We start from the raw sequence: 22,538 nt of genomic DNA, 5'->3' as shown, positions 1-22,538 counted from the left end.
CTCCTGCAAGCGGCTGAGGAGTTGAGCCAGACGCATCGGATCTCGACCGACAGCCCGCGACCGATTCCGGCCTGGTCCCAGGTCGGTGCAGTCGCTCAATGGCTGCATGATGCGCGTCTGGCATGCACTACCGCGGCTCCCGAAGCGAGCAAGGCTGCCGAATGGCTGCTGGACAACGACTATCAGGTGCACCGTGCGCTGCGGCAGATCGAACAGGATCTTCCTGCAAGCTTCTACGGCCGGTTGCCTGCATTGGCTGACGATAAGGAGGCAGCCTTGCCCCGGGTGTTTGTGCTCGCGCATCACCTGCTGCGGCTCACCCGAATGCAGATCTCCTCGGGGACTCTGGTCCGATTTCTGCGGAGCTATCAGCGACAATCACCGCTATCGATCGCTGAACTGTGGGCTTTCCCCACGATGCTTCGCATCGCCTGCGTCGAGATTCTCGTTTCCACGCTCACCCAAATATTTTGCGATTGTCTGACCATGCCGTTTCGCCCTTCACGATGGGCGACCGAGCCGCATTCGCTCGAGGCGACGGAGCAGGTCGGACGCGCGATCGCCAATCTTGGGCTCATCGAGGCGATTTCCTGGGAGGATTTTTTCGATCAGGTCAGCTGCGTCGAAGAAATTCTTCGGACCGATCCGTCAGGCTTTTATGAGCGCATGGATTTTCAAAGCCGCGACCGCTATCGACGCGTCGTCGAGGATCTTGCGCGCCACGCCGCCAAGGGAGAAGTCGACGTGGCGGCGAGCGCAGTCGATGCGGCGAAGGCGGCGCGAGCCGACTTGCCGCAAGGCCACGTCGGCTATTGGCTCGTCGGAGATGGGTGCGCCGCGTTCCAGCGTCAACTCGGCACGCGCCTGCCTTTGGCTCAGCGGTGGCGAAACGCGGCGCTTCAAAACCCCGGCTTGTTCTACTTCTCAGCGCTCGCCGTATTTTGGGCCGGTGCCCTGCTTCTCCCCGCGTCCTATCTGTGGTGGATCGATTCCCAATTTCCTGGCTGGCTCGGCGGTCTCTCCCTGGCGCTCATTCCGGCGTCGGTGCTGGCAATCACTCTGCTTCACTGGGCGATCACACGGATTTTCCCGCCGCGCGTGCTGAACAAGCTCGATTGCAGCGAGAGTTTGCCGCAGGATTGCCCGACCTTGATCGTAATTCCGGTGATCGTTGCGCGTGCGAATGAAATACCGAGCCTCGTCGAACAAATGGAGACCCACTGGCTCTCCAATCTCGATCCGATGCTACAGGTCGTTTTGCTTGCCGACCTCGCTGACGCCTCGACAGAGCGCACGGCTCTCGATGGCGACATCGAACGCGCACTGAAAGAACGCGTTCGGGAACTGAACGCGCGCCATTCACATGCCGGGGCTGGACCGTTCCACCTGCTGTTGCGGCCAAGACGTTACAATGCGGCTGAGGGATGCTGGCTCGCGTGGGAGCGCAAGCGCGGTAAGCTCGAACAATTCAACCGCATGCTGGTGGAAGGCGACTCTTCGGCTTTTTCCTTGCATGTCGGCGACCGCCCCATTCCGAAGGGTGTTCGATTCGTCGTCACCGTCGATGGGGACACGATCCTGCCGCCCGGATCGGTGTCCAACCTGGTCGGCGCCCTCGCGCACCCGCTCAACCGGGCACAGATAGACCCTGCGACAGGTGTGATCACGAGCGGCTATTCGATTATCCAGCCGCGGGTGGAGATATCGCCGCAGAGTGGTTCGCGAACGCTGTTCGCGCGCCTGTTCACGGGCGATACGTCCATCGACATCTACAGCCGCGCGGTCTCGGACGTCTATCAGGACCTGTTTGGGGCCGGGATCTTTGTCGGGAAAGGCATTTATGATGTAGAGGCCTTTCATCGCAGCGTTGACGCCCGCGTTCCCGAAAACGCCATTCTCAGCCATGATCTGTTTGAGGGCGCACATGGCCGGGTCGCGCTTGCGACCGATATCGTTCTCTACGAAGGGTTCCCGCGCAGCTATCTCGAATATGCGCGGCGCCTGCACCGCTGGCTTCGCGGGGACTGGCAGCTCTTGCCATGGCTTGCTCCCAAGGTCCCCGCGGCTGATGGAACAATGGTCGCGAACCGGCTCTCGAGCATCGATCGCTGGAAAATCGCTGACAATCTCCGCCGTAGCCTTGTGGCACCAGCCACATTCCTCCTGGCCGTGGCGGGGTGGCTGGTACTGCCAGGACAAACCTGGTTCTGGACCTTGCTTGTCTTTTTCACACCGGCCGGACAGCTATTCGCCGATCTGGTCAGTGGGCTCGCGCGCGGCCAGCGGCGTGGGTCGGCGCGCGGCCTGCTGCCGCAACTTCACGACCAGGCGGGACGCTGGCTTCTTGCCATTGTCTACCTTCCTCACGAAGCCCTCTTGTCGCTGCGTGCGATCGGTCTCACGCTCTGGCGGCTCCTCATCACCCGTCGCAAAATGCTGGAATGGACGACCGCAGCCCATGAGGCGGCGCGTCTCCACAAGCATCACACCCGAGCGGGAATTTGGCGGCAGATGTGGCCCGGCCCGGCGATCAGCATTGGACTTGCCATGGCATTGTCAGCGATGCGGCCAGGCGCGCTTCTCACAGCGCTGCCGCTCCTCATCATCTGGATTCTCGCGCCCGAAGTCACCTTGTTCATCGGACGGCTTCGCAAGGAAGGGGTCGAACCGCTCACTCGTGGCGACGTAACTTTCCTTCGGATGCTCGCGCGCAGAACGTGGTTCTATTTCGAGACCTTTGCCGGGCCCGAGGACAATTGGCTGCCCCCGGACAACTACCAGGGGGCTCCTCACGAGGATATCGCCCATCGCACGTCGCCGACCAATATCGGCATGCTGTTACTCGCGACCGCGACCGCCTGGGATCTGGGTTACCTGGGAAGGACAGAATTGGCAGCGAGGACCGCCAACCTGTTTGATTCGCTCGCCCGAATGGAGCGCTATCGAGGTCACTTCTATAATTGGTATGACACCAGGACGTTGGCACCGCTGGAGCCGCACTATGTCTCGACCGTCGATAGCGGCAATCTCGCAGTCTGTCTGGTTGCCTATGCAGCGGCGCTGCGTAATGCGAGCGAGGATAGTCGCCTGGAATCCCAACGCTGGGACGGTCTCGCCGATGTGCTCGACCTGCTCGACGAGACGGCCGAGGCATGGAACGGCGAGGCCCTGCGGCAATGGACAAGCGACCTGCGCGCTCGCATCATATCGCTGAAACAAACGCCGGAAAACTGGACAAACGGGCTCCGCGAACTTTGCGAGAGCCGCATTCCGCAACTCGAGCATGCGCTGGCCGAAGCAGTCAACTCTGCCGCATCTCCGCCAATAGATTTGCTACGTGATCTGCACGGATTTCTCGACAGATTGCGCTATCAGTCACGTTCAATGTGGAACGATGCCGAAACAGGCTCGACATCCGCCAGCGACCTGATCCGCCTTGCCGATCAAGCGCGCGAGCTCGCCTATGCCATGGAATTCAAGCCCCTCTATGACGAAGAGCGCCGCCTCTTCCAGATCGGTTATAATGTAAGCTCCGGACGGGCCGATACCCATTACTATGACCTTCTTGCATCGGAAGCTCGCCTTGCCAGCTTCTTCGCGATCGCCAAGGGAGATGTGCCTGTTGAACATTGGTTTCATCTTGGGCGTGCCCTGACGCGTTCAGATGGCGGGCTCTTGCTGATCTCCTGGAACGGCTCGATGTTCGAATATCTGATGCCGCGCCTGTTGCTTCGTTCGAGGATAGACACGCTGCTCGGCGAGAGTGAACGGCGCGCGGTTGAAATCCAGCGACGCTATGGGGAAAGCCACCGACTTCCCTGGGGTATCTCTGAGTCCGCATATTCCGCGCGAGATCCCGAGCATCACTATCGATACCAGGCCTTCGGCGTGCCAGCGCTTGGCCTGAAGCGGGGACTTGGTCGCGATATGGTGATTGCACCTTATGCGTCCGCTCTTGGCTTGCCCATCGCACCAACTCACGCTGTGGCCAATCTGAAGGAACTCGCCCGGCTTGGAGCCTGCGGACGCTACGGGCTTTTCGAGGCACTCGATTTCACGTCCGATCGGGTGTCGCAGGGTAAATTCACCGCTGTCCACGCCTATATGGCGCACCACCAGGGGATGATTCTCAGTTCAATCGGCAATGTGTTGCTCAGCGATATTCTCGTTCGACGCTTCACCGCGGATCCGAGAACGCGGACGGTTTCGCTGCTCCTTAGCGAGCGAGTGCCGCGCGAAATCCCTGCTGAGATCGAGCGGCTCGAGGAACGCGACCGTCCGCTCGGGCGAGGGGCGCCGCTGCGCATTCCCGCCGCCTGGACACCACCGCCGGCCACAGCCTTTCCGCAGGTTCACCTGCTGGGAAACGGGCCCCTGTCGAGCTGGATCTCGGAAGCTGGCGGCGGCGGCCTGCGCTGGCATCATAACGCGCTCACGCGGTTCGTTGCCGATGGCACGCGGGATGCCAACGGCTATTGGATTTATGTGGGTGACGATGAGAGCGGTGCCTTGTGGTCGGCGGCACGACAGCCCACCGGTATGCAACCCGACGAGTACCGTGTCACGTTTCATCCCCATATGGCGGAGTTTCACCGCCGCGATCACGGGATTGCGCTCAACCTTGAGGTTGCGGTCATCGCGGGCGACGACCTCGAGGTTCGGCGCCTCACGCTGGTCAATGAAAGCGCACATCCGCGGACGCTGCGACTGACGAGCTATGGCGAAGTCGTTCTTGGTGCGCCGATGGACGACGAGCGGCACCCCGCCTTCAGCAAGTTGTTTGTTGGCAGCGAATATATCGCCCATCTGGGCGGATTGCTGTTCCGCCGCCGACCCCGCGCACCGCATGAGACGCCACCCTTGCTCCTGCATTTTGCGGTCGACGCCCAGGGTCCGATTCAGCCGTTGGGCTATGAATCAGACCGCAGCCGGTTTGTCGGACGAAACGGCCATCTGCGCTCCCCGCCGGGTGCGCGCATGGACCTTTCGAATTCTGCGGGATGGACTTTGGACCCGATCATGGCGTTGCAGCTTGGGGTTACTCTACAGCCCTATGAGACGCGTGAACTCTGCTTCCTCACCGTGGCGGCCGCAACCCGTGAGAGGGCCGTTGACCTGGCGGAGCGCTATTCGACCCTTGCCGCGGTCAACTGGGCATTGCCGGACGCCCTGGGGGAAAGCGCGCGCGCCCTCGAGCGTGCCCAAATTGCGCCCGCTAGCCTGCCGGCGCTTCAGGCGCTCGCCTCGCTCCTTGTTTATCCACATGGTGCACTGCGGGGCAACGCTGCCGCGTTCAGCGGCAACCGCCTAGGGCAACCGCACCTTTGGGGAATGGCGCTCTCTGGCGACCTCCCGATCTTGCTGTTGCGAACCGCAGGTACCGGCGGCTTGCTGGCGCAACAAGTGATCGGCGGCCATCAGCTATGGCGACGCCACGGGCTTCAGGTCGATCTCGTGATTCTCCAGACCGGTGGGTCGGCATATGTCGAGCCGATCCGGGACGACGTTGTCGCCCTGCTCCGGCAGGTCGGTGCGACTGAAATGCTTGGCCGCAAAGGCGGCATTCATCTCCTTTTCCGTGATCAGATTGGATCGGATCAAGTCAACCTGCTGGAGAGCGTTGCCCGCGTGGTCGTTGATGAGGCGAAGGGGGCACTGGAGGACCAGCTGTCGCAGGCGCTAGAGCCGCCCTCGCAGCTGCCGCGCTTTTCGGCAGCGCTTCCACCCGATCGCAAGACTGCTGACGCGTTGGAACGTCCCAAGGAGCTTCGCTTCGACAACGGGCTCGGCGGATTTACGCCGGATGGCCGGGAATATGTCATCCACCTTGAGCCCGGCGAAGCCACCCCCGCACCCTGGTGCAATGTCCTCGCCAACGATGAGTTCGGCAGTCTGGTCAGCGAAGCCGGCGGAGGTTTCAGCTGGGCGGTCAACAGCGGCGAGAACCGCCTGACGTCCTGGACAAACGATCCTGTGTCGGACCCGCCTGTCGAGACCCTCTACCTGCGCGATGAGGAAACCGCATCGGTCTGGACCGTGACGCCTGCGCCCGCTGGGCATTCGTCGGCCTGTCAGGTGCGGCATGGAGCCGGCTATACGAGATGGTCGCAGAAATCGCATGGGCTGGACCAGGAAATGCTGGTGTTTGTTCCTTTGGACGCTCCGGTGAAAATCGTCCGGTTGCGGCTCCGCAATCTCGAAAACCGACATCGGCGTCTCACTTCGACTTACTATGCCGAATGGCTGCTGGGAGCGCTCCCAAGCATCGCGCGGCCCCATGTCGTTTGTGACTATGATCCAGCCGCGCAGGCGATTCTTGCGATGAGTCGCTGGAACGAGGATTTCGCGGAACGGGTGGCATTTCTCACCGCGAGCCGACCTCCGCATGGGTTCACAACCGATCGGCGCGAATTTCTCGGGCGAGAGGGCGATCCATCCGATCCGGCCGCACTCGGGCGCTGGGGCTTGAGCGGCAAGCTCGTGGCGGGAGGTGATCCGTGTGCCGCCTATCAGGTTCATCTGGAGTTCGCGCCGGGCGCGAGCGAGGAAATCATCTTCGTCCTCGGGCAGGGAGCAGATCACACCTTAGCAAGAGAACTGGCACGGCGCTGGAGCGAGCCTCATTTGGTCGAACAGGCCCTGCAAGCGCTTGAGCACCACTGGAACGGAATCCTGGGTGCTGTCGAAATTTCCACGCCCGATCCTGCCTTCGATCTCATGGTGAACCGCTGGCTCATTTATCAGAGTCTGTCGTCGCGTGTGCTGGCCCGAACCGGCTTCTATCAGTCCAGCGGCGCGATCGGCTTTCGCGATCAGTTGCAGGATGTGCTGGCGCTGCTTCATACCGAACCCGCGCGAACCCGCGCGCACATTCTCCAATGCGCCCGGCACCAGTTCACGGAGGGCGACGTCCTCCATTGGTGGCATCCGCCCTCGGATCGAGGAGTGCGGACACGCTGTTCGGACGACCTCATTTGGCTGCCCTACGCCGTTGGCACCTATGTGCAGGCGACGGGCGATCTCACCATCCTGGATGAAGAGATTCCGTTCCTGGATGCGCCACCGCTCAAACCCGAGGAGGAAAACCGCTACGCCCGATTTGATATGGCGGGCGTCCTGCGGCCGCTGATTGATCATTGTGAACGGGCTCTCGAGCATGGGCTGACTGCAGGCCCCAACGGATTGCCGCTCATGGGCGCCGGCGATTGGAACGACGGAATGGACCGGGTGGGCCGCGAGGGCCGCGGCGAGAGCATCTGGCTCGCCTGGTTCGGTTCGGTGACCGCCGACCTGTTTGCCGATGTCAGTAGGCGCGCCGGACGAGAAATGAGCGCGTCGCGATGGACTGAGCGGGCGCGGGAACTGCGACAACGCGCCGAAGAAGCCGGATGGGACGGCGCCTGGTATCGGCGCGCCTATGATGACGAAGGTCATCCGCTCGGTTCGGCGAGCAATGACGAGTGCCGGATTGACTCGATTTCGCAGTCGTGGGCCGCTTTCGCCGGTGCCGAGCCAGGACGCGTGCGGCAGGCATTGGACGCTGCCTGGCGGGAACTCGTGAGTCCGGAACACAAGCTGGCGCGCCTCCTCTGGCCGGCCTTCGACAAGGGAGCGCGCGATCCAGGCTATATCAAGGCCTATCCGCCGGGCATTCGCGAAAATGGCGGGCAATATTCACACGCCGCGGCCTGGCTCGGCATGGCGTTTGCCCAGCAAGGGGAGCCCGACAAGGCGTTCGCCATCTTCGATATGATCAATCCCGTTCGACGCTCGGACGAGAAGGCAAAGGCGAAACGCTATGCGCTCGAACCCTACGTCGTCGCGGGCGATATCGCTGCCGCTGACCCCCATAGCGGGCGCGGCGGGTGGAGCTGGTATACCGGGGCTGCAGGATGGGCGTGGCGTCTTGCTGCAGAGGGCATCCTGGGCTTGAGGCTTGTAGATGGACGCCTGACGATCGCACCGTCCATTCCTCCTTCGTGGGGCGGCTTCCGAGCCGTTTTGCGCGGTCCCACCGGTACGATTTCAGTGCAGGTCGAAGATCCCGATCATCTGGGCCGCGGAAACGTGGAACTCACCGTCAATGGTGCGCGCCTGACGACGGGCGGTATCTCATTTCCGACAGATGGCGCTGAGATTGAGGTCAGAGTCCGACTGACGCCTTGAGAATTCCGCCACGGCCGGTCCTGTGACCGCGCCCTTGTCGTGCAATGGAGAGCGGCGGCAAGCTATTGGTGCCAGCAATGGGAACTTTTGGAAACATGGGTGGTCGAAGTCCTTACCCGACCACAGGAACAAATCGAGTCCGCAAATGAACGCAGCCAGTGATCATCGCCCATCGCTCACGATTTTGGCCTCGCCGAAGCGATCTTGCGGCTTTGTCTCGATCCAAGTCGAAGGAGGGCTACATGAGTATTGCCGCACAATTGCTGCTCGGCGCGCTGGTGGTGGCGGTGACAATGATCGCGCAGGCAGGCTTTGTTGCGGCGGCCTTCGCCGCGTCTGACCGGCTCGTCCCTCCGCGCTTTCGGAGCAGTCGGCTGGCAAGCATGCTGATGCTCGCGGCCGCGACGATCTGGATGCTGGCCGCACTGACCTTCGCGGCTTGGCTGTGGGCGGGTTTGTTCCTGTGGCTCGGCGCCTTCCGCTCGCTTGAGCCGGCGCTCTATTTCGCCACTGTGTCACTCACGACATTGGGTTTCGGAGACATCATCCTCGCCGAGGATGTCCGGCTTCTCTCCGCGGTCGTCGCCGCCAACGGCCTGATCATGTTCGGCCTCAGCACGGCGTTCCTGATCGAATTTGTCGGCGATGTGCGTGAGGAGGAGGAAGAGCGGAACATTTGCATGGACCAAGAAGAAAAGAGAGTTCGATGATCGGCGGTTGCACGATGTTGCTACCCACGATTCTGGAACGATGGTGGCGCTTTTCTTATACCAGTGCGCGGAGAGGCTGACTCACGTCGGGGATTCCCAAACTGCTGAGATTATGATTCGTTGGCGCAGGCACACGGAGGCTTGTGATGGCGGCAGCAATTGGGGTTCGAACTGACTACACCTCGGCGGATTTGCGTGGCTTTGCCCGACGATGCGGCGATGCGGATCAGGTCCGGCGGCTATTAGCGGTGGCATTGATCCTGGACGGCGGGAGCCGGAGCGAAGCGGCGAAGGTTGCCGGCGTGACGCTGCAGATTGTGCGCGACTGGGTCCTGCGCTTCAACGAAGGTGGTCCTGATGGTCTGGCGACGCGCAAGGCCCCTGGCCGGTCCTCTATCCTGAATGACGAGCAGCGTGCGCGGCTCGCCGAGATTGTCGAGGCCGGACCGATCCCAGCAGCACATGGCGTGGTGCGCTGGCGGCTATGCGATCTGGCCCTGTGGATCCACGATGAGTTCCAGCTGTCGGTCACCCGACATACACTTGGACGGGAGCTTCGCGCGATGGGCTACCGCAAGCTTTCGGCGCGGCCCCGGCACCGTGGCCAGAAGGCCGACGATATTGCCGTTTTTAAAAAGAGTTCGCGGCCCGTCTGGCGCAAATCACCAAGCGGCTTCCGAAAGGAACCGCGGTAGAGTTGTGGTGGGCAGACGAAGCCCGCGTCGGCCAGCAGACCAAACTCACCCGGCGCTGGGCCAAGCGCGGCACGAGGCCATCAGCACCAAAGGATCAGCGACGATCTTCCGCATGGATATTCGGTGCGATCTGCCCCGCTGAAGGCAAGGCTGCCGGCATCGTCATGCCCAGATGCAACAGCGAGGCGATGAGCATGCATCTTGAGGAAATCGCATTCCATGTCGCGCCGGGCGCTCACGCAGTGCTGCTGCTCGATCAAGCCGGATGGCACGGCTCTGCCGAACTGGTCATTCCGCCGAACATCACGCTGATACCGCTTCCGCCAAGATGCCCCGAGTTGAACCCCGTTGAAAACGTGTGGCAGTTCATGCGCGATAACTGGCTGTCGAACCGCATCTTCAAATCCTACGACGATATCGTCGGCCACTGCTGCTACGCCTGGAACAAGCTCGTCGATCAGCCATGGCGCATCATGTCCCTCGGACTGCGCCAATGGGCCCATGGGTCATGATCATTGCGCATTGGTATTAGACTTGTCTACCTTCACCAGGACTGCTGCGGCGCAGGCTCCCGCCGAAACGCTGGCCGCAGCGATTGTGCCCGCAACCCTGACCGAACCCAATCAGTTCGGCCGCGAAACGCCCCGAACGCGGTGACGGGATTGAAGAACGCTCCCACCGAATACGATTATATTCGCGATGCCAACTACTTTCCTGGCACTGGGGAGTCAACAACCGCCACGGAATAAAATGTGGAGGCGGAGCAGTCACAGGCGCCCGGATCGGGCAATCGCGCGCGAGAGACGCAGCGTATACCATAGCGCGAGAAAATAGCCGAACAGAGCGAGCACCGGCATGCCCAAAATGCGCGGGCCAATGCTATGCTGCATGAGTAGCGACGAGGCAATGTACAGTCCAAGGGTGACGAGAGCCAGCGCGAGCCGGTTTCCCGTACGTTCCAGACCAGCTTCGGTGCGCTCGATCTGCGGCAGATGGATCTGAAGCGCGGGATGGAATCCATCGCGCCGCGCCTCGGATAGCCACGCGGCAACGGCGCCCGGCAGGTCATGAACCGCAAGGCCGGCCTCGAAGCTCAGTCGCGAAAGCGCTGCAGTCGACGGACCCTCGACCAGGGCTTTGATTGCCGCGTTGCCCTTTTCAACGAGGGTGTCGAGAACATTCATCGCCGGGTCCAGCGTATGCAAAGCGTGTTCGACAAGAAACAGGGCTCGCATCAGGACAATCAGATAATATGGCAGCAGCACCGATTCCCTATTGCCGAGCCGGGAAACACGAAGGAACAGGTCTGCTATCGACCATTGCTGCATCGGGAGCGACGCGTATTCGGTCAGGAGTTCCTCAATGCCGCGGATGAATGCCTGCCGTTCGCCCGAGACGCGAAGCAGCCCGAGTTCGGTTGCCGCGTCAAGCATCCAGCTGGCATCCTGGTGGACAAAGGCCTGAACGAACAGCGCCAGCCGCCGTCGCGTCGCTTGGTCGAGCTGACCGGTCAGCCCGAAATCATGGAAGCAGATTGCTCCATCGTCCATGAAGAAGAGGTTGCCGGGATGGGGATCGCCATGGAAGAAGCCCAGTACGAAGATCTGGTGCAAATAGATGTCGACGAGATTGGCTGCGTAACGAGGTCCTGCGTCGGCCAGTCCCGCATCGCCGAGCAGGCGGCCCGTGGAGAATTCCTGCACAAGCACGGTTTCAGTGATGAGATCATCGAAGACCCCCGGGACGTGGACCGTCTTCCAATCCGCAAAGGCATCGGCGAAACGGCGAACCGCTCGCGCTTCGAGCCGGAAGTCGGTCTCGCGGCGCAGGTTTGTCCAGATCTCGTGCGCCAGGCGTGCTGGCTCGAAGCGCGCGATTCGGGAGGACAGGGCACAGAGCAGGCGCAGCAGCCATATTAGAGCGCGCATGTCACGATCGATCTGGGATCTGATCTGCGGGCGTCGCACCTTGACGATCACGTCGCGGCCTTCTGGCAGTTGGGCACGATGCACCTGCGCAATCGAGGCGGCGGCAAGCGGGAGTTCGTCAAATGAACTGAACAGGTCGGTGACCGGCTTGCCGAGGCCGGTCTCTATCTCACTTCGGGCGGCAGCCGGTGGGAATGGTCTGGCGTCGGCCTGAAGCTTGCTCAACGCCGCGATGTAGCGGTCGGACAAAAGGTCACGGCGCAGGCTGAGAGCTTGACCGATCTTGATGAAGGTGGGCCCCAGGCGTTCGAAGGTCGCGCGCAGTCGATTGGGGAGCGTCGAGCGGTCGGCCGCGATGCCGCGGACGCGCTCGTACGCGGCAACGACCAGGAGATGGAACGCCGCCCCAATGACGCGGAATACCCTTGCAACTAGCATTGCCGTTGGCCGCCTTTTCTTTCGCCGGTGCGAGCGTCTAGACGTTGATCATGTTTGACTGAAGCGTTTGTCATTGCGAGCCCTTCGTCTGCCTTGCAGGCGCTCAGGATAAACTACGCGAAGCAATCCAGCACGCCATACCTCGCTCTGGATTGCCGCGGACCTGCCGTCCTCGCAATGACGATGCAGTCAAAAGGCGATCACGCTGCCGTCGTGGTGCTGACCTTCTGAGTCGATCCCTTGTAGATTTCATCTATTGCAGCACCGAGCGCCGTGTCGAATTCAATTTCGCTCATCTGAGCGCGCAGGTCTTCGAGCAATGCGCGACTGAAGCTGGCGATGACGCCCCGGTTCTTCGCCAATTCGGCGCAGGCTTCCGGACGACTGTAGCCGCCCGACAGCGCAACCACCCGCAGCACCTTGGGATGGTCAATCAGCGGATCGAACAGGGCGGGTTTCACCGGCAGGCTGAGCTTGAGCATCACCTGTTCGCCGGCGGGCAGTGCGTCGAGATTCTTCAGGATTTCCTCAAGCAGGATCTGGTCGCATTCGGCGCGTTCGGGGCTCTTGATGTTCACTTCGGGCTCAATGATCGGCATCATACCCGCGCCGATTACCTGCCTGCCGATCTCGAACTGCTGCGCGACAACAGCGGCAATGCCCTCGCGATTGGCCAGGTTGATCACCGAACGTTCCTTGGTGCCGAAGACACCCAGCGCCTTCGACCGTGAAAGCAGCGCGTCCAATTCGGGCATCGGCTTCATCACCTGAACGCCGTTGACCTCGGCTTCCAGGCCCTTGTCGATCTTGATGAAGGGAACCACGCCCTTCTCAATCAGCGCCTGTGGCGTCGGCTTGCCGCCCACCTCGCCATCCATGGTTCGCTCGAACAATATGGCACCGATCACTTTTTCGCCGGTAAAGGCGGGAGAAGTGATGATCCGGCTGCGCATCTTGTGGATCAGCCCGAACATTTCCTCTTCGGTGCTCCACGCGCCTTCCTCGACACCATAGCCCTCGAGCGCCTTGGGCGTGGAGCCACCGCTCTGGTCCAGCGCGGCGATGAAACCATTGCCACCGGCGATCTTTGCTCGCATTGCGTTGAAGTCCATGGTGATATCTCCACTTGACTGCGTCGTCATTCAAACGTGATCATGCTCTAGGTCCGCCCCTTCAAATTCACCCGCGCAGGTCCATGATTCGCTACGGGTAGAGGTCGCGTCCAGGTCAGATGCTCATAGACGCTCGCCCAGTAGAGACCGAACGCGCCGCCGAACAACAATTCCTCAAGCGGTATTCCACCAGGCAGCAGGCCCGAAAGTGCCGGTAGGTTCCAGACATGCTCGATGTAGCCGGGAGCGCTGATCCGAAGGCCGATCATGAAGATGGCGTAGAGGACGAGGAAAAGCAGACCGCCATAGAGCGTCTTGGCGCCGAGATCCGGGCGGCACAGAACGGCGGCTCCCGCCCCGGTCGCCATTGCGATCACTGCCGGATAGATCGGATTCCACCCCAGCGCGACGAGCGGCAGGAACACCAGAACCGGCACTGCCAGCGCCAGCCGATGAAACCGGTGCGGTCCAATTGGCGGAACCGGGCGTGTTACCCGCCGTGCCGCCAGATTATAGAGCACCGCGCCGATCCCGCCGATGCTGAACGAAAAGATGATGCTTTCCAGGTCAAAGCCTGTCTTCTGCGCGAGGTCGAAGAGACTTGGCGGGTTCCAGTAGACCGGCACGAACAGCGGCTCGCTCAAGCCAAAGGGCGCGGTACCGAGCGCTGCCCGCAGCATCAGCGCCCGGTGCTCAGGATACGAGACATAGATCAGGATGAACGCCAGGAGAAAGACCAGCGCCCATGATAGCCAGATGTAGTGGTAGCCGTTCATGCGCGTTGCCGGAATTGCAACGGCACTTCGGCTGTCTCGCGGCGGTCGTAATCGGTGATGTAGTCGCGGGTCAGCGGGACCGCGTCCCGACGATGAGCCAGTTGCACCTGAAACACCATCAGCGGACCCTGTCGGAACAGCATTTCGCAAGCCGCAAGATAGAATTCCCACATGCGGCAGAAACGTTCGTCATAGAGCTCAGCTGCTTCCGCGCGTCGTGCCTGGAACCGATCGTGCCAGTGCCGCAGCGTGTCGGCATAATGCACCCTCAGGATTTCGATGTCGGTGATCCAGAGACCTGCCCTTTCGACTGCTGCCACCACTTCGGACAATGCCGGGATGTAGCCGCCGGGGAAGATATATTTGCTGATCCAGGGGTCGGCGCCTCCGGGCGGCTCCATGCGCCCGATCGAGTGGATGAGCGCAACGCCATCAGGTTTGAGCGTGCGGGCCACCGATTTGAAGAAGGTGGAATAATCCGACGGCCCGACATGTTCGAACATACCGACCGAGACGATCCGGTCGTACAGGCCCATCTCCTCTCGATAATCCCTGAGTTCGAACCGGACCTGGCGGGAGAGGCCGGCTGCCTCGGCGCGCGCACGCGCCGCCGCGAGCTGCTCGGTCGAAAGCGTGACGCCCGTCACATTCGCATTCGCCGACTGCGCGAGCGCGAGCGCGAGCCCGCCCCAGCCCGAACCGATATCGAGCACCTCGCACCTGGGTTCGAGCAGCAGCTTTGCGGCCAGATGCCGTTTCTTGGCGGCCTGCGCTTCCTCGAGCGTCTCGTCGCCGTTGGGGAAATAGGCACAGGAATATTGGCGGTCGGAATCGAGAAACAGCTCGTAGAGCGCGCCGGAGAGGTCATAGTGATGCGAGACGTTGGCACGCGCGCGGCGGTGATGGTTGCGCGGGCCTTTGTTGCGGCCGATCCTCGCACGCAAGCGCTGGATCGGGTGGCGATCGAACGCCTCCAGCCCATCGATCGCCAGATGGAGAAGGTCGTGCAGCGAGCCCCGCTCTAGCGTCAGCGTTCCCTCCATATAGGCTTCCCCGAACGCGAGCGAGGGATTGAGCGCGAGACGCAGCGGCAGTTTCGGGTCGTGCAGGCGTACCGCTACGCGGGGGCCGACACGATGGCCGACGAATTCATGCGATCTTCCCCGATGATCGATGACCGTCAACTGTCCGGTCCGGATCATGGAACGAAGCAGCTGCGAAAGAAGCGGCAAGGAACGCGCTGTTCCCGGTGACGAAACGAAGTTCTGCATCAGTCATCATCCTTCTCGGCCAAGACGAGGCTTAATCACAGACGGTGGACGACCGGATTCCTTACACACGCGCCGCAGCGGATCGTCATGGGGCTTCGCGCAGCTGGCGCAAACGCTCGCCATCGCCGCACTGGCAATCGAGGAAACCGTGAATGACACAGGTGTGACACATCTGTTCGAGCCGCAGCTTGAGAGCCTGCCGCGCGCGATGCAGCCGCACCGTGACATTGTTGAGCGTGACCCCGAGACTGATGGCAACCCTGTCCCGAGGCTCGCCGAGCAAATCGACACGCCAGATGACCTGGGCATATTCCGCCTTGAGCGTCGGCAGCAGCTTGTACAGGCACTGACAGATCGCGTCGTCGATCTCCTCGTCGGGTTCGATCAGCGCTTCGGCCATATTGGCGAGTTCAACGGGATCCACGCCATGCTCGCGCCGTCGCCGCGTTGCCGCGGCGCGCTGATGGTCGATGATCGTCGTCGCCAGCACGCGTCCGAGCCAGCCACGAACCGTGCGGACGTCGCGCAGGTCGTTCGAGTGCTGAAGCGCCTTAAGCACGAAGCGCTGCAACACGTCGTCGGCCTCGTCATGACTGCGGAGACGGCGGCGCAAGAATTTGAGGAGATCGCGGTGGCTCTCGACCAGCGCCCTGCGGACCGCCGCGTCCATTTCGGACGGCTCTGCTGCTTTACGTCGTGCGTCTTTTCCGGGTTCTTCAACCATCACGGGCCTCCGTCTGTTAGACGGCAAAGCGCGCAAACCATTACGCGACGATGCGGAGAAGCTGTCCGCTGTAATGATCGGGGTGGGCCATCGTCCTAATGAACGCCGCCCGGTGTTCGGCCGGGCGGCGGGAGAGCGGCATCAGGTTTCGCTCGCCGCATGGCATCCCCAACGTACAGAGGTCTTCGATGAAGTTTCTACCCGCCATCCTCACAGCTGCCGCCCTCGCCCTTGTCCCGGCGAGCGGCTTCGCCCAGCCTGGCGAAAGTCACTCGCCGAGTATCGGCCACAGCGTCTTCATGCGCGGGACCGTTGTTCGCGCCGTGGGCAATGACCTTGTCGTCTGCACCGGCAGCGCCGATGGTGCTGAGGCCGGGCAGGAGCTCACCGTTTATCGTGTCTCTGAGCATCCGCATGGCCCCAAGGGACCGCCGATCTTTCAGCGGACTCAAGTCGGCACTGTGCGGATACACGGGGTCATCGACGAGCATTTTGCCAACGCCAGCGTCGTATCAGGAACAGTCATGCGCCATGACATTGTCGAGTTGCAGCGACCCTGACACCGCTTCGGAGCGCCGCGACGCCGGCTTGAAGACCGGCGCCGCGGTCGCGGTGATTTGGCAAGGGATGAAAGTCGCAAGGAGGCGACCATGAACGCGGAACCTATCTATATTCTCGGCTTCGATGACCCGGCGGCCGGCGATGTCGCCACGGTCGGGGGCAAGAATGCGTCGCTTTCGAACATGGTGCGGACCATGCGCCGCGCCGGCCTCGCTGTCCCCGATGGGTTCGCCACGACCGCGCAGGCCTTTCGCGACTATATCGCTGCCAACGGCGTCGAACCCTCTTTGCGCGCGCAAATTGCCGCCTTCCAGGCGGGACAGGCGCCACTGCATGAAGCGGGCGAGGCAATCCGCCGTCTGTTTCTGGAAGCAGAGTTTCCGCCGGTGATGGCCGAGGCGATTCGCGACGCCTATCGGCGTCTCTCACGTGCAGCGGGCGTCGATGAACTGGGCGTAGCAGTGCGCAGCAGCGCGACGGCTGAAGATCTGCCGGACGCCAGCTTCGCCGGCCAACAGGAGACATTTCTCAATGTCCGCGGTGAACGCGGTTTGCTTGATGCCTGCCGCCGCTGCTTCGCGTCGCTGTTTACCGATCGCGCTATCAGCTACCGTGAGGCGAAGGGCTTCGATCATCTGAAGGTCGCACTGTCGATCGGCGTGCAGCGCATGGTTCGGTCTGACCTCGCAGGATCCGGCGTGATGTTCTCGATCGACACCGAGACGGGCTTTCCGCGAACGGTCGTGGTCAGCGCCGCTTGGGGGCTGGGCGAAACCGTCGTTCAGGGGAGCGTCAATCCCGATAAGTATCTCGTTTTCAAGCCGCTGCTCGATGATCCCCAGCTTCGCCCGATCATCGAGCGCACATTGGGCGAGAAGGAGCGCAAGCTTGTCTATGCCCAGGGCGGCAGCGCGCGCACCACGTTCCGCGACACGACTCGTCGCGAGCGAGCGGCCTTCGTTCTGAGGGACGAAGAGGTACTCCAACTGGCGCGCTGGGCCGTACTCATCGAAGAGCATTACGGCCGACCGATGGACATGGAATGGGCCAAGGACGGTGAAACCGGCGAATTGTTCATCGTCCAGGCCCGTCCCGAGACTGTCCAGTCGAGCCGCCAGACCGCCAGACTGAGGACTTACCGGCTGCAAGAGAAGGGCAAGACGTTGCTCACGGGCTCGGCGATCGGTGAAGCGATCGCGACCGGCGAGGTGTGCATCATCCGCAGCCCAGCCGACATCGACCGCTTCAGGGACGGCGCGATCCTCGTCACCGAGATGACCGATCCCGACTGGGTGCCGGTGATGAAGCGCGCGGCTGGCATCGTCACCGATCACGGCGGCACAACGAGCCACGCGGCGATCGTCAGCCGCGAGCTCGGCGTGCCGGCGATCGTCGGCACCGGCAATGGCACCGACGTGCTGACCGAGAGCCAGGCGATTACCCTGTCCTGCGCGGAAGGCGATCGCGGCCATGTCTATGAGGGCGTGCTCGCCTTCGAAGCCGAAGACATCGATCTTTCCGCGATTCCCGATACCCGCACTGCGATCATGGTGAACCTCGCAAGTCCGGCCGCCGCATTGCGCTGGTGGCGTCTGCCGGCCAAAGGCGTCGGGCTCGCCCGCATGGAATTCATCGTCAGCAACGCGATCAAGGCGCATCCGATGGCCTTGCTACATCCCGAACGCGTGACCGACGCTTCCGAGCTGCGCCAGATACGCGCGTTGACCTCGGGGTTCGCCGACCCGGCTGAGTTCTTCATCGAGACGCTCGCGCTCGGCATCGCCAAGATCGCCGCAGTTTACCACCCGCATCCCGTGATCGTGCGATTGAGCGATTTCAAGACGAACGAATACGCCCATCTCCTGGGAGGAGCCGCCTTCGAGCCGAGCGAAGAAAACCCGATGCTCGGGTTCCGCGGTGCCTCGCGCTATTATGATGAACGCTACCGCGAAGGCTTTGCACTCGAATGTCGCGCGCTGAAACACGTTCGCGAGGACATCGGCTTTCGCAACGTCATCATCATGGTGCCCTTCTGCCGGACACCCGCGGAGGCCGATCGCGTGCTGGCCGTGATGGCGGAGAATGGCCTCGCGCGGGGCGACGACGGCCTCGAAATCTACATGATGTGCGAGATCCCGTCGAACGTCATCCTCGGCGAACAGTTCGCAACGCGTTTCGACGGGTTTTCGATCGGCAGCAACGATCTGACCCAGTTGACGCTCGGCGTCGATCGCGACTCGGGCGATCTCGCACCGTTGTTCGATGAACGCAGCGAAGCGGTCACCCGCCTAATCCACGAAGCGATCGCCAAGGCACATGATGCCGGAATCAAGGTCGGCATCTGCGGACAGGCACCGAGCAACTATCCCGAGTTCGCGGCCTTTCTCGTGCAGGAGGGCATCGATTCAATCTCGCTCAATCCGGACAGCTTCGTGGCGACGGTCCGCCATGTCGCCGAGGTCGAGCGGACGCTCGCGTCTGGAGACGGAGCTGACACCTCGACCAGCCGCGCCGAGACCGCACAATAGGTCAAGGTCACGGCACGCAGCCTGCGGATCGCTGTCTGCACGAATGCGATAAATCCGGGCGCCTGGAGACGCGGACGTCCGCCAGGTCGTCGATAAAGGCACATGGACGTGACACGTAAACTCGATCGATGGCGCAGGAATTCCGGCAAACAACGCGCCCGGCGGAACGACGGCGCGAGCCATGCTGTGGAGGCGCTCCGGTCCCGCAGCTTCGATTTCGCATGGGCGCTGTGGACAGCGCTGTTCGCGCCAGTGATTCCGCTCTTGTGGCTTGCCGGATCGCCGCCACGGCTTGTCCGGAAGTTCGCGCGGATCTGGGCGCGCGGAGTGCTTGTCGAACTCGCCTGGATCGTTGGACTCGATTTCGTCGAACAAGGGCGCGGCAATGTTCCGACCGAACCCTGCCTTATCATCTGCAACCATCAGTCGACCTGGGAGACGATGGCGGCGCTCGTGCTGTTTCCCGATGTCGCGATCATCGCAAAACGCGAGCTGCTGCGAATCCCCGTGCTGGGCTGGTTCCTGCGCCGCTCGCCGATGATCATCATAAATCGGTCCGAAGGTGCTTCGGCGCTTCGCACCATGATGACGGAAGGCGCAGCCGCGCTTGCTTCCGGGCGATCGGTGCTGATCTTTCCAGAAGGCACGCGCCGGGACCCGAGCGAGCCGATCCGGTTCAAACGCGGCGTCGATCTGCTCTACAAGAGGTTGGGCGCACCGGCCTTGCCTGTCGTTGTCGATTCGGGGAAGTTCTGGGGTGCTGCCTCTCACCCCAGACGGCAGGGCACGATTACAGTGACCTATCTTTCCCTCATTCCGGCCGGGCTGAGCTTGGCTGAATTCGCGCGGTATGGCGAACAGCGAATGCAGGCGGAGCAAGCAAGTGCATCGCCAGTCGGATGGGACCGGACGCCATAAATTATCAGCTCACTGGCAGTCGGTCCGCTGATTTATAGAAGAGGACTGACCAAACGGGCGACATTCTCGACAGTCTTTGCCAGCAATGGACGCCGGCTCCATTGCTCCGGTGCCAAGCGGTCACTTCTCGCAATGTTACGCGCCTGTTCGGCTTGAAGGCCCGCAGTTGCAACTTTATCGTAGATGATCAAACTGGCTTCGCCGTTCAACAGGAAGGAACGAATATCGATATTGCTTGAACCGATAACGGCGATTTCGTCGTCGATGGTGATGTGCTTGGCATGGAGCAAACCATCATGGAAAAGGTGAATTGCGACACCAGCGCGCAGCAGTTCGTCATAATAGGAGCGCTGGGCAAGACTGACGAAGGGGTGGTCGGCAATGCGCGATAATATGAGTCTCACCTCGACGCCGCGCAGGACGGCTGTTTGGAGTGCTTTCAGCAAGGCCTCGTCGGGAATGAAATAGGGTGTGGTGATCGCGATGCGGTGGCGGGCGCCATGAACGAGCGCTACGATCAGCCGTTCGGCGCCGGATACGGGATAATCGGGACCGCTGGGTAACAACTGGGCGACAACACCGGCGCGCGGATGGTGATGAGGGAAGAGCTCTGGAGTGTCCAGTACGCGCCCCGTCTCGAGGAACCAGTCGGCGACAAACACCGCCTGGAATTCGAGTACGACCGGTCCGCTGGTTCGCGCAACAAGTTCCCTGTTGACCAGACCTGGCGAGAACTCCGCCGCTACCAGATTCTGAGAGCCGATATAGCCATAGCGCCCGTCGATGATGACGATCTTGCGGTGATTGCGCAGGTCAGCCCGCGTCGAGCGCCGCTGGAAGAGGGTGACGGGAAGTGCGCGTTCAATCTCGACGCCGCCAGATGCGAGGCGCCGCTTCAGGCGGTGTGCCCAGGGACGCGAGCCAAGCGCATCGATCAGCACCCGGCATGCGACGCCGCGCCCAGCCGCCCGCAGCAGCGCTTCGGCCACTCGCCCGCCGGTGAGATCGTCGGCAAAGATATACATCAGGATATGAACATGGTCGGAAGCGTTCTCGATGTCGGCGATCAATCGATCGACTACGCCGTCATAGTGCGACAGAAATTCGACGCTGTTGCTGCCGAGCGTCGGAAACTGGCCAAGCTGTTCGATCAGGAGGGCGGCCGGCAAGAAGCGTTCCGGCAGTTCTGGCCGGCAGCAATGCTGCGAATGTTTGATTTCGCGCGATGCTCTTGCGAGCAGATCTTGGGCGGTGGCAAACCGTTGCCTCCGCCAGCGTGGATAGGAGGGGCGACCAATTATCAGATAGAGAACGAGCGCCGGGATCGGCAGGAAGAAGACGAGAAGCAGCCAGCCGCGCGCGGCATCGGGCGAACGGCGGAACGGCACGATCACCAACATTATGATCCGAATTGCCCATTCGACCGCGACGTAACCAAGACCAAGAGGGTCGATAGCACCGACATTAATCACAGTCAGTTTCCTTCCATCGGACCGCAGGCAAACCGGCCATGATCATGCCTGTCTCTCTCGACGTCTTGCAACTCGCCAATCTGGCGCGAATTATCCATCGGTAGCGATGCGCTGTGGGAGAGCCGAATAAAGCCGCTCGACCCAAAGACGACAAGGCGGCTGCACCGGCAGCAACGCCATAGGAACGGCGTCGAGCGGCTGTCCTTGAGTCAACGCCACCGTTGCTGTGGACACGAAGCTGGCGCCAGTGGAGACCGGGCTCCGGGCGGTTACCGGCCGTGCTGCGAGCCGCCGACTCCCGTCCTTGTTCGCGATAGAAGCGCCTTCCCCACCAAGTGTCACGACCACGATCTCTGCTGCACGTGCTTCGCCAAGTTCGCGGGCAACAGCTTCCTGACCGGCGGCATAGGGTCAAGGTGACGATCGGCGTCAATCAGTTCCGTCAAGCTGATCTGTCCGTGTGCCCGTCCTGCGGTTCGACGACCGAACATGTCTTACTTGCATGGCGGCCCATCGTTCAGGCACGCGCCAACGAAGGCCTCTTCAGGCTGGCGTGCTTTCCAGAAAATCATGGCGACGAGGTAAGATGACATGAGCGCCCCGCCAAAGCAGAAAACCGAAACATATGCGTAACTGAAGAAGGCATAGGTGATCCCCAGAACCAAGCCAACCAGCAGTCCGAATATCCGGATTTCCGGCTTGGAGGAGACGAGCAACGGAATAATGACGGCCGTCACATATATCGTGTAGGTAAGTTCTCGCACGAATATGAAATCGAACAGTTCAATCCCGCCATAAACAATGACATGCGGGAGAAAAGTTACCGTGAGCCAGCTCTGGTGAGCGAAATAAGGCAAATATTGCCCCGCGCCGAGGATCGCGCCCAAGATGGTGAAGGCGAGATAGAGTGGCCGTCGGCGAGGAGGTTCAACGAAATAGGTTGCAGCCGGCACCCATACGGGCCACGCCAGCCACGAGAAGAACATATAGGCAAGCGAATAGCGACCCACTGCGGCCATGTCGCCAGCCTCCCCCGCTCGCCACACCATCCCCTCGAACAACTGCTGGAGGCCGAACAGAAAGGGCAGCGCGCAGATGGCAAGATAACGGCGGTCGGTGCGATAGGCCTTGTAGACACTCACCGCCCCCGCCGGAAGCAACAAGGCTGCGGCTGACAGGCTAGCTTCGGCCGAAAAGCACATGGCAAATTCCTGCATGTTCGGCCGCAAGCACCATGGC

General features: G+C 61.7%; 13 protein-coding genes and 1 pseudogene. 6 read left to right on the top strand and 8 right to left on the bottom strand.

Annotated elements, in window-relative coordinates; genetic code table 11:
* Window positions 1–21: 21 nt before the first annotated feature.
* The 3 genes from L3X40_RS03415 (at window position 22) to L3X40_RS03405 (ending at window position 10,083) form a co-directional block, all read left to right on the top strand.
* Entirely contained in the window at window positions 22–8,166 is an 8,145-nt protein-coding gene (locus L3X40_RS03415; protein ID WP_237364389.1) for a GH36-type glycosyl hydrolase domain-containing protein, read from the top strand.
* Window positions 8,167–8,324: 158 nt separating this feature from the next.
* Window positions 8,325–8,876 (top strand): potassium channel family protein, encoded by a 552-nt coding sequence (locus tag L3X40_RS03410; RefSeq protein ID WP_237364388.1) that lies wholly within the window; start codon window positions 8,325–8,327, stop codon window positions 8,874–8,876.
* A 146-nt stretch (window positions 8,877–9,022) separates the two neighbouring features.
* Window positions 9,023–10,083, top strand: a protein-coding gene (locus tag L3X40_RS03405) for an IS630 family transposase (protein ID WP_237364387.1) whose coding sequence is annotated in 2 segments (ribosomal slippage) — window positions 9,023–9,530 and window positions 9,530–10,083 — 1,062 coding nt in all. Because the reading frame shifts where the segments join, the coding sequence is not laid out codon by codon here.
* A 255-nt stretch (window positions 10,084–10,338) separates the two neighbouring features.
* On the opposite strand, the gene L3X40_RS03400 is transcribed toward L3X40_RS03405, so the two are convergent.
* The 5 genes from L3X40_RS03400 to L3X40_RS03380 form a co-directional block, all read right to left on the bottom strand.
* A complete protein-coding gene (locus L3X40_RS03400; RefSeq protein ID WP_237364386.1) occupies window positions 10,339–11,937 on the bottom strand; it encodes an ABC1 kinase family protein in 1,599 nt (532 codons plus the stop codon).
* A 200-nt stretch (window positions 11,938–12,137) separates the two neighbouring features.
* Window positions 12,138–13,049: a fructose bisphosphate aldolase gene (locus L3X40_RS03395; RefSeq protein ID WP_237364471.1), complete on the bottom strand. Its 912-nt coding sequence runs from the start codon at window positions 13,047–13,049 to the stop codon at window positions 12,138–12,140.
* Between the two features lie 47 nt (window positions 13,050–13,096).
* Window positions 13,097–13,825 carry a lycopene cyclase domain-containing protein gene (locus L3X40_RS03390; protein WP_237364385.1) on the bottom strand — a complete coding sequence of 243 codons (729 nt, stop codon included), beginning with the start codon at window positions 13,823–13,825 and terminating at the stop codon, window positions 13,097–13,099.
* On the bottom strand, window positions 13,822–15,096 hold the full coding sequence (locus L3X40_RS03385) for a class I SAM-dependent methyltransferase (RefSeq protein WP_445177145.1): 1,275 nt from the start codon (window positions 15,094–15,096) through the stop codon (window positions 13,822–13,824). The genes L3X40_RS03390 and L3X40_RS03385 overlap by 4 nt, the downstream gene beginning before the upstream one ends.
* Before the next feature lie 85 nt (window positions 15,097–15,181).
* Entirely contained in the window at window positions 15,182–15,820 is a 639-nt protein-coding gene (locus tag L3X40_RS03380) for an RNA polymerase sigma factor (RefSeq protein ID WP_237364384.1), read from the bottom strand.
* Between the two features lie 188 nt (window positions 15,821–16,008).
* Here L3X40_RS03380 and L3X40_RS03375 point away from each other — a divergent pair, with 188 nt between their 5' ends.
* From L3X40_RS03375 to L3X40_RS03365, 3 genes are all read left to right on the top strand, one after another.
* Window positions 16,009–16,380 carry a hypothetical protein gene (locus L3X40_RS03375; protein ID WP_237364383.1) on the top strand — a complete coding sequence of 124 codons (372 nt, stop codon included), beginning with the start codon at window positions 16,009–16,011 and terminating at the stop codon, window positions 16,378–16,380.
* 90 nt (window positions 16,381–16,470) lie between these two features.
* Window positions 16,471–18,909: a phosphoenolpyruvate synthase gene (ppsA, locus tag L3X40_RS03370; RefSeq protein ID WP_237364382.1), complete on the top strand. Its 2,439-nt coding sequence runs from the start codon at window positions 16,471–16,473 to the stop codon at window positions 18,907–18,909.
* Between the two features lie 108 nt (window positions 18,910–19,017).
* Window positions 19,018–19,827: a lysophospholipid acyltransferase family protein gene (locus tag L3X40_RS03365; protein WP_237364381.1), complete on the top strand. Its 810-nt coding sequence runs from the start codon at window positions 19,018–19,020 to the stop codon at window positions 19,825–19,827.
* A gap of 32 nt (window positions 19,828–19,859) precedes the next feature.
* Here the strand turns inward: L3X40_RS03365 and cls are convergent, their stop codons facing one another.
* From cls to L3X40_RS03350, 3 genes and pseudogenes are all read right to left on the bottom strand, one after another.
* Complete coding sequence (cls, locus tag L3X40_RS03360) at window positions 19,860–21,299, bottom strand: cardiolipin synthase (RefSeq protein ID WP_237364380.1); 1,440 nt, start codon at window positions 21,297–21,299, stop codon at window positions 19,860–19,862.
* Window positions 21,300–21,389: 90 nt separating this feature from the next.
* Window positions 21,390–21,677, bottom strand: a pseudogene (locus L3X40_RS03355) (PfkB family carbohydrate kinase); the annotation flags it as partial.
* Window positions 21,678–21,793: 116 nt separating this feature from the next.
* Window positions 21,794–22,501 carry a DUF6629 family protein gene (locus L3X40_RS03350; RefSeq protein ID WP_237364378.1) on the bottom strand — a complete coding sequence of 236 codons (708 nt, stop codon included), beginning with the start codon at window positions 22,499–22,501 and terminating at the stop codon, window positions 21,794–21,796.
* Window positions 22,502–22,538 lie beyond the last annotated feature (37 nt).

The sequence above is a fragment of the Rhizorhapis sp. SPR117 genome, assembly GCF_021742065.1.
The sequence above is the reverse complement of the archived record's forward strand: the minus strand, read 5'-3'. Positions and strand labels throughout refer to the sequence as shown.

Coding starts and splice junctions, on each gene's coding strand:
- L3X40_RS03400 (WP_237364386.1), bottom strand. CDS start 11,937: ATGCTAGTTGCAAGGGTATTCCGCGTCATTGGGGCGGCGTTCCATCTC.
- L3X40_RS03375 (WP_237364383.1), top strand. CDS start 16,009: ATGAAGTTTCTACCCGCCATCCTCACAGCTGCCGCCCTCGCCCTTGTC.
- L3X40_RS03395 (WP_237364471.1), bottom strand. CDS start 13,049: ATGGACTTCAACGCAATGCGAGCAAAGATCGCCGGTGGCAATGGTTTC.
- L3X40_RS03350 (WP_237364378.1), bottom strand. CDS start 22,501: ATGTGCTTTTCGGCCGAAGCTAGCCTGTCAGCCGCAGCCTTGTTGCTT.
- ppsA (WP_237364382.1), top strand. CDS start 16,471: ATGAACGCGGAACCTATCTATATTCTCGGCTTCGATGACCCGGCGGCC.
- L3X40_RS03380 (WP_237364384.1), bottom strand. CDS start 15,820: ATGGTTGAAGAACCCGGAAAAGACGCACGACGTAAAGCAGCAGAGCCG.
- L3X40_RS03385 (WP_445177145.1), bottom strand. CDS start 15,096: ATGCAGAACTTCGTTTCGTCACCGGGAACAGCGCGTTCCTTGCCGCTT.
- L3X40_RS03390 (WP_237364385.1), bottom strand. CDS start 13,825: ATGAACGGCTACCACTACATCTGGCTATCATGGGCGCTGGTCTTTCTC.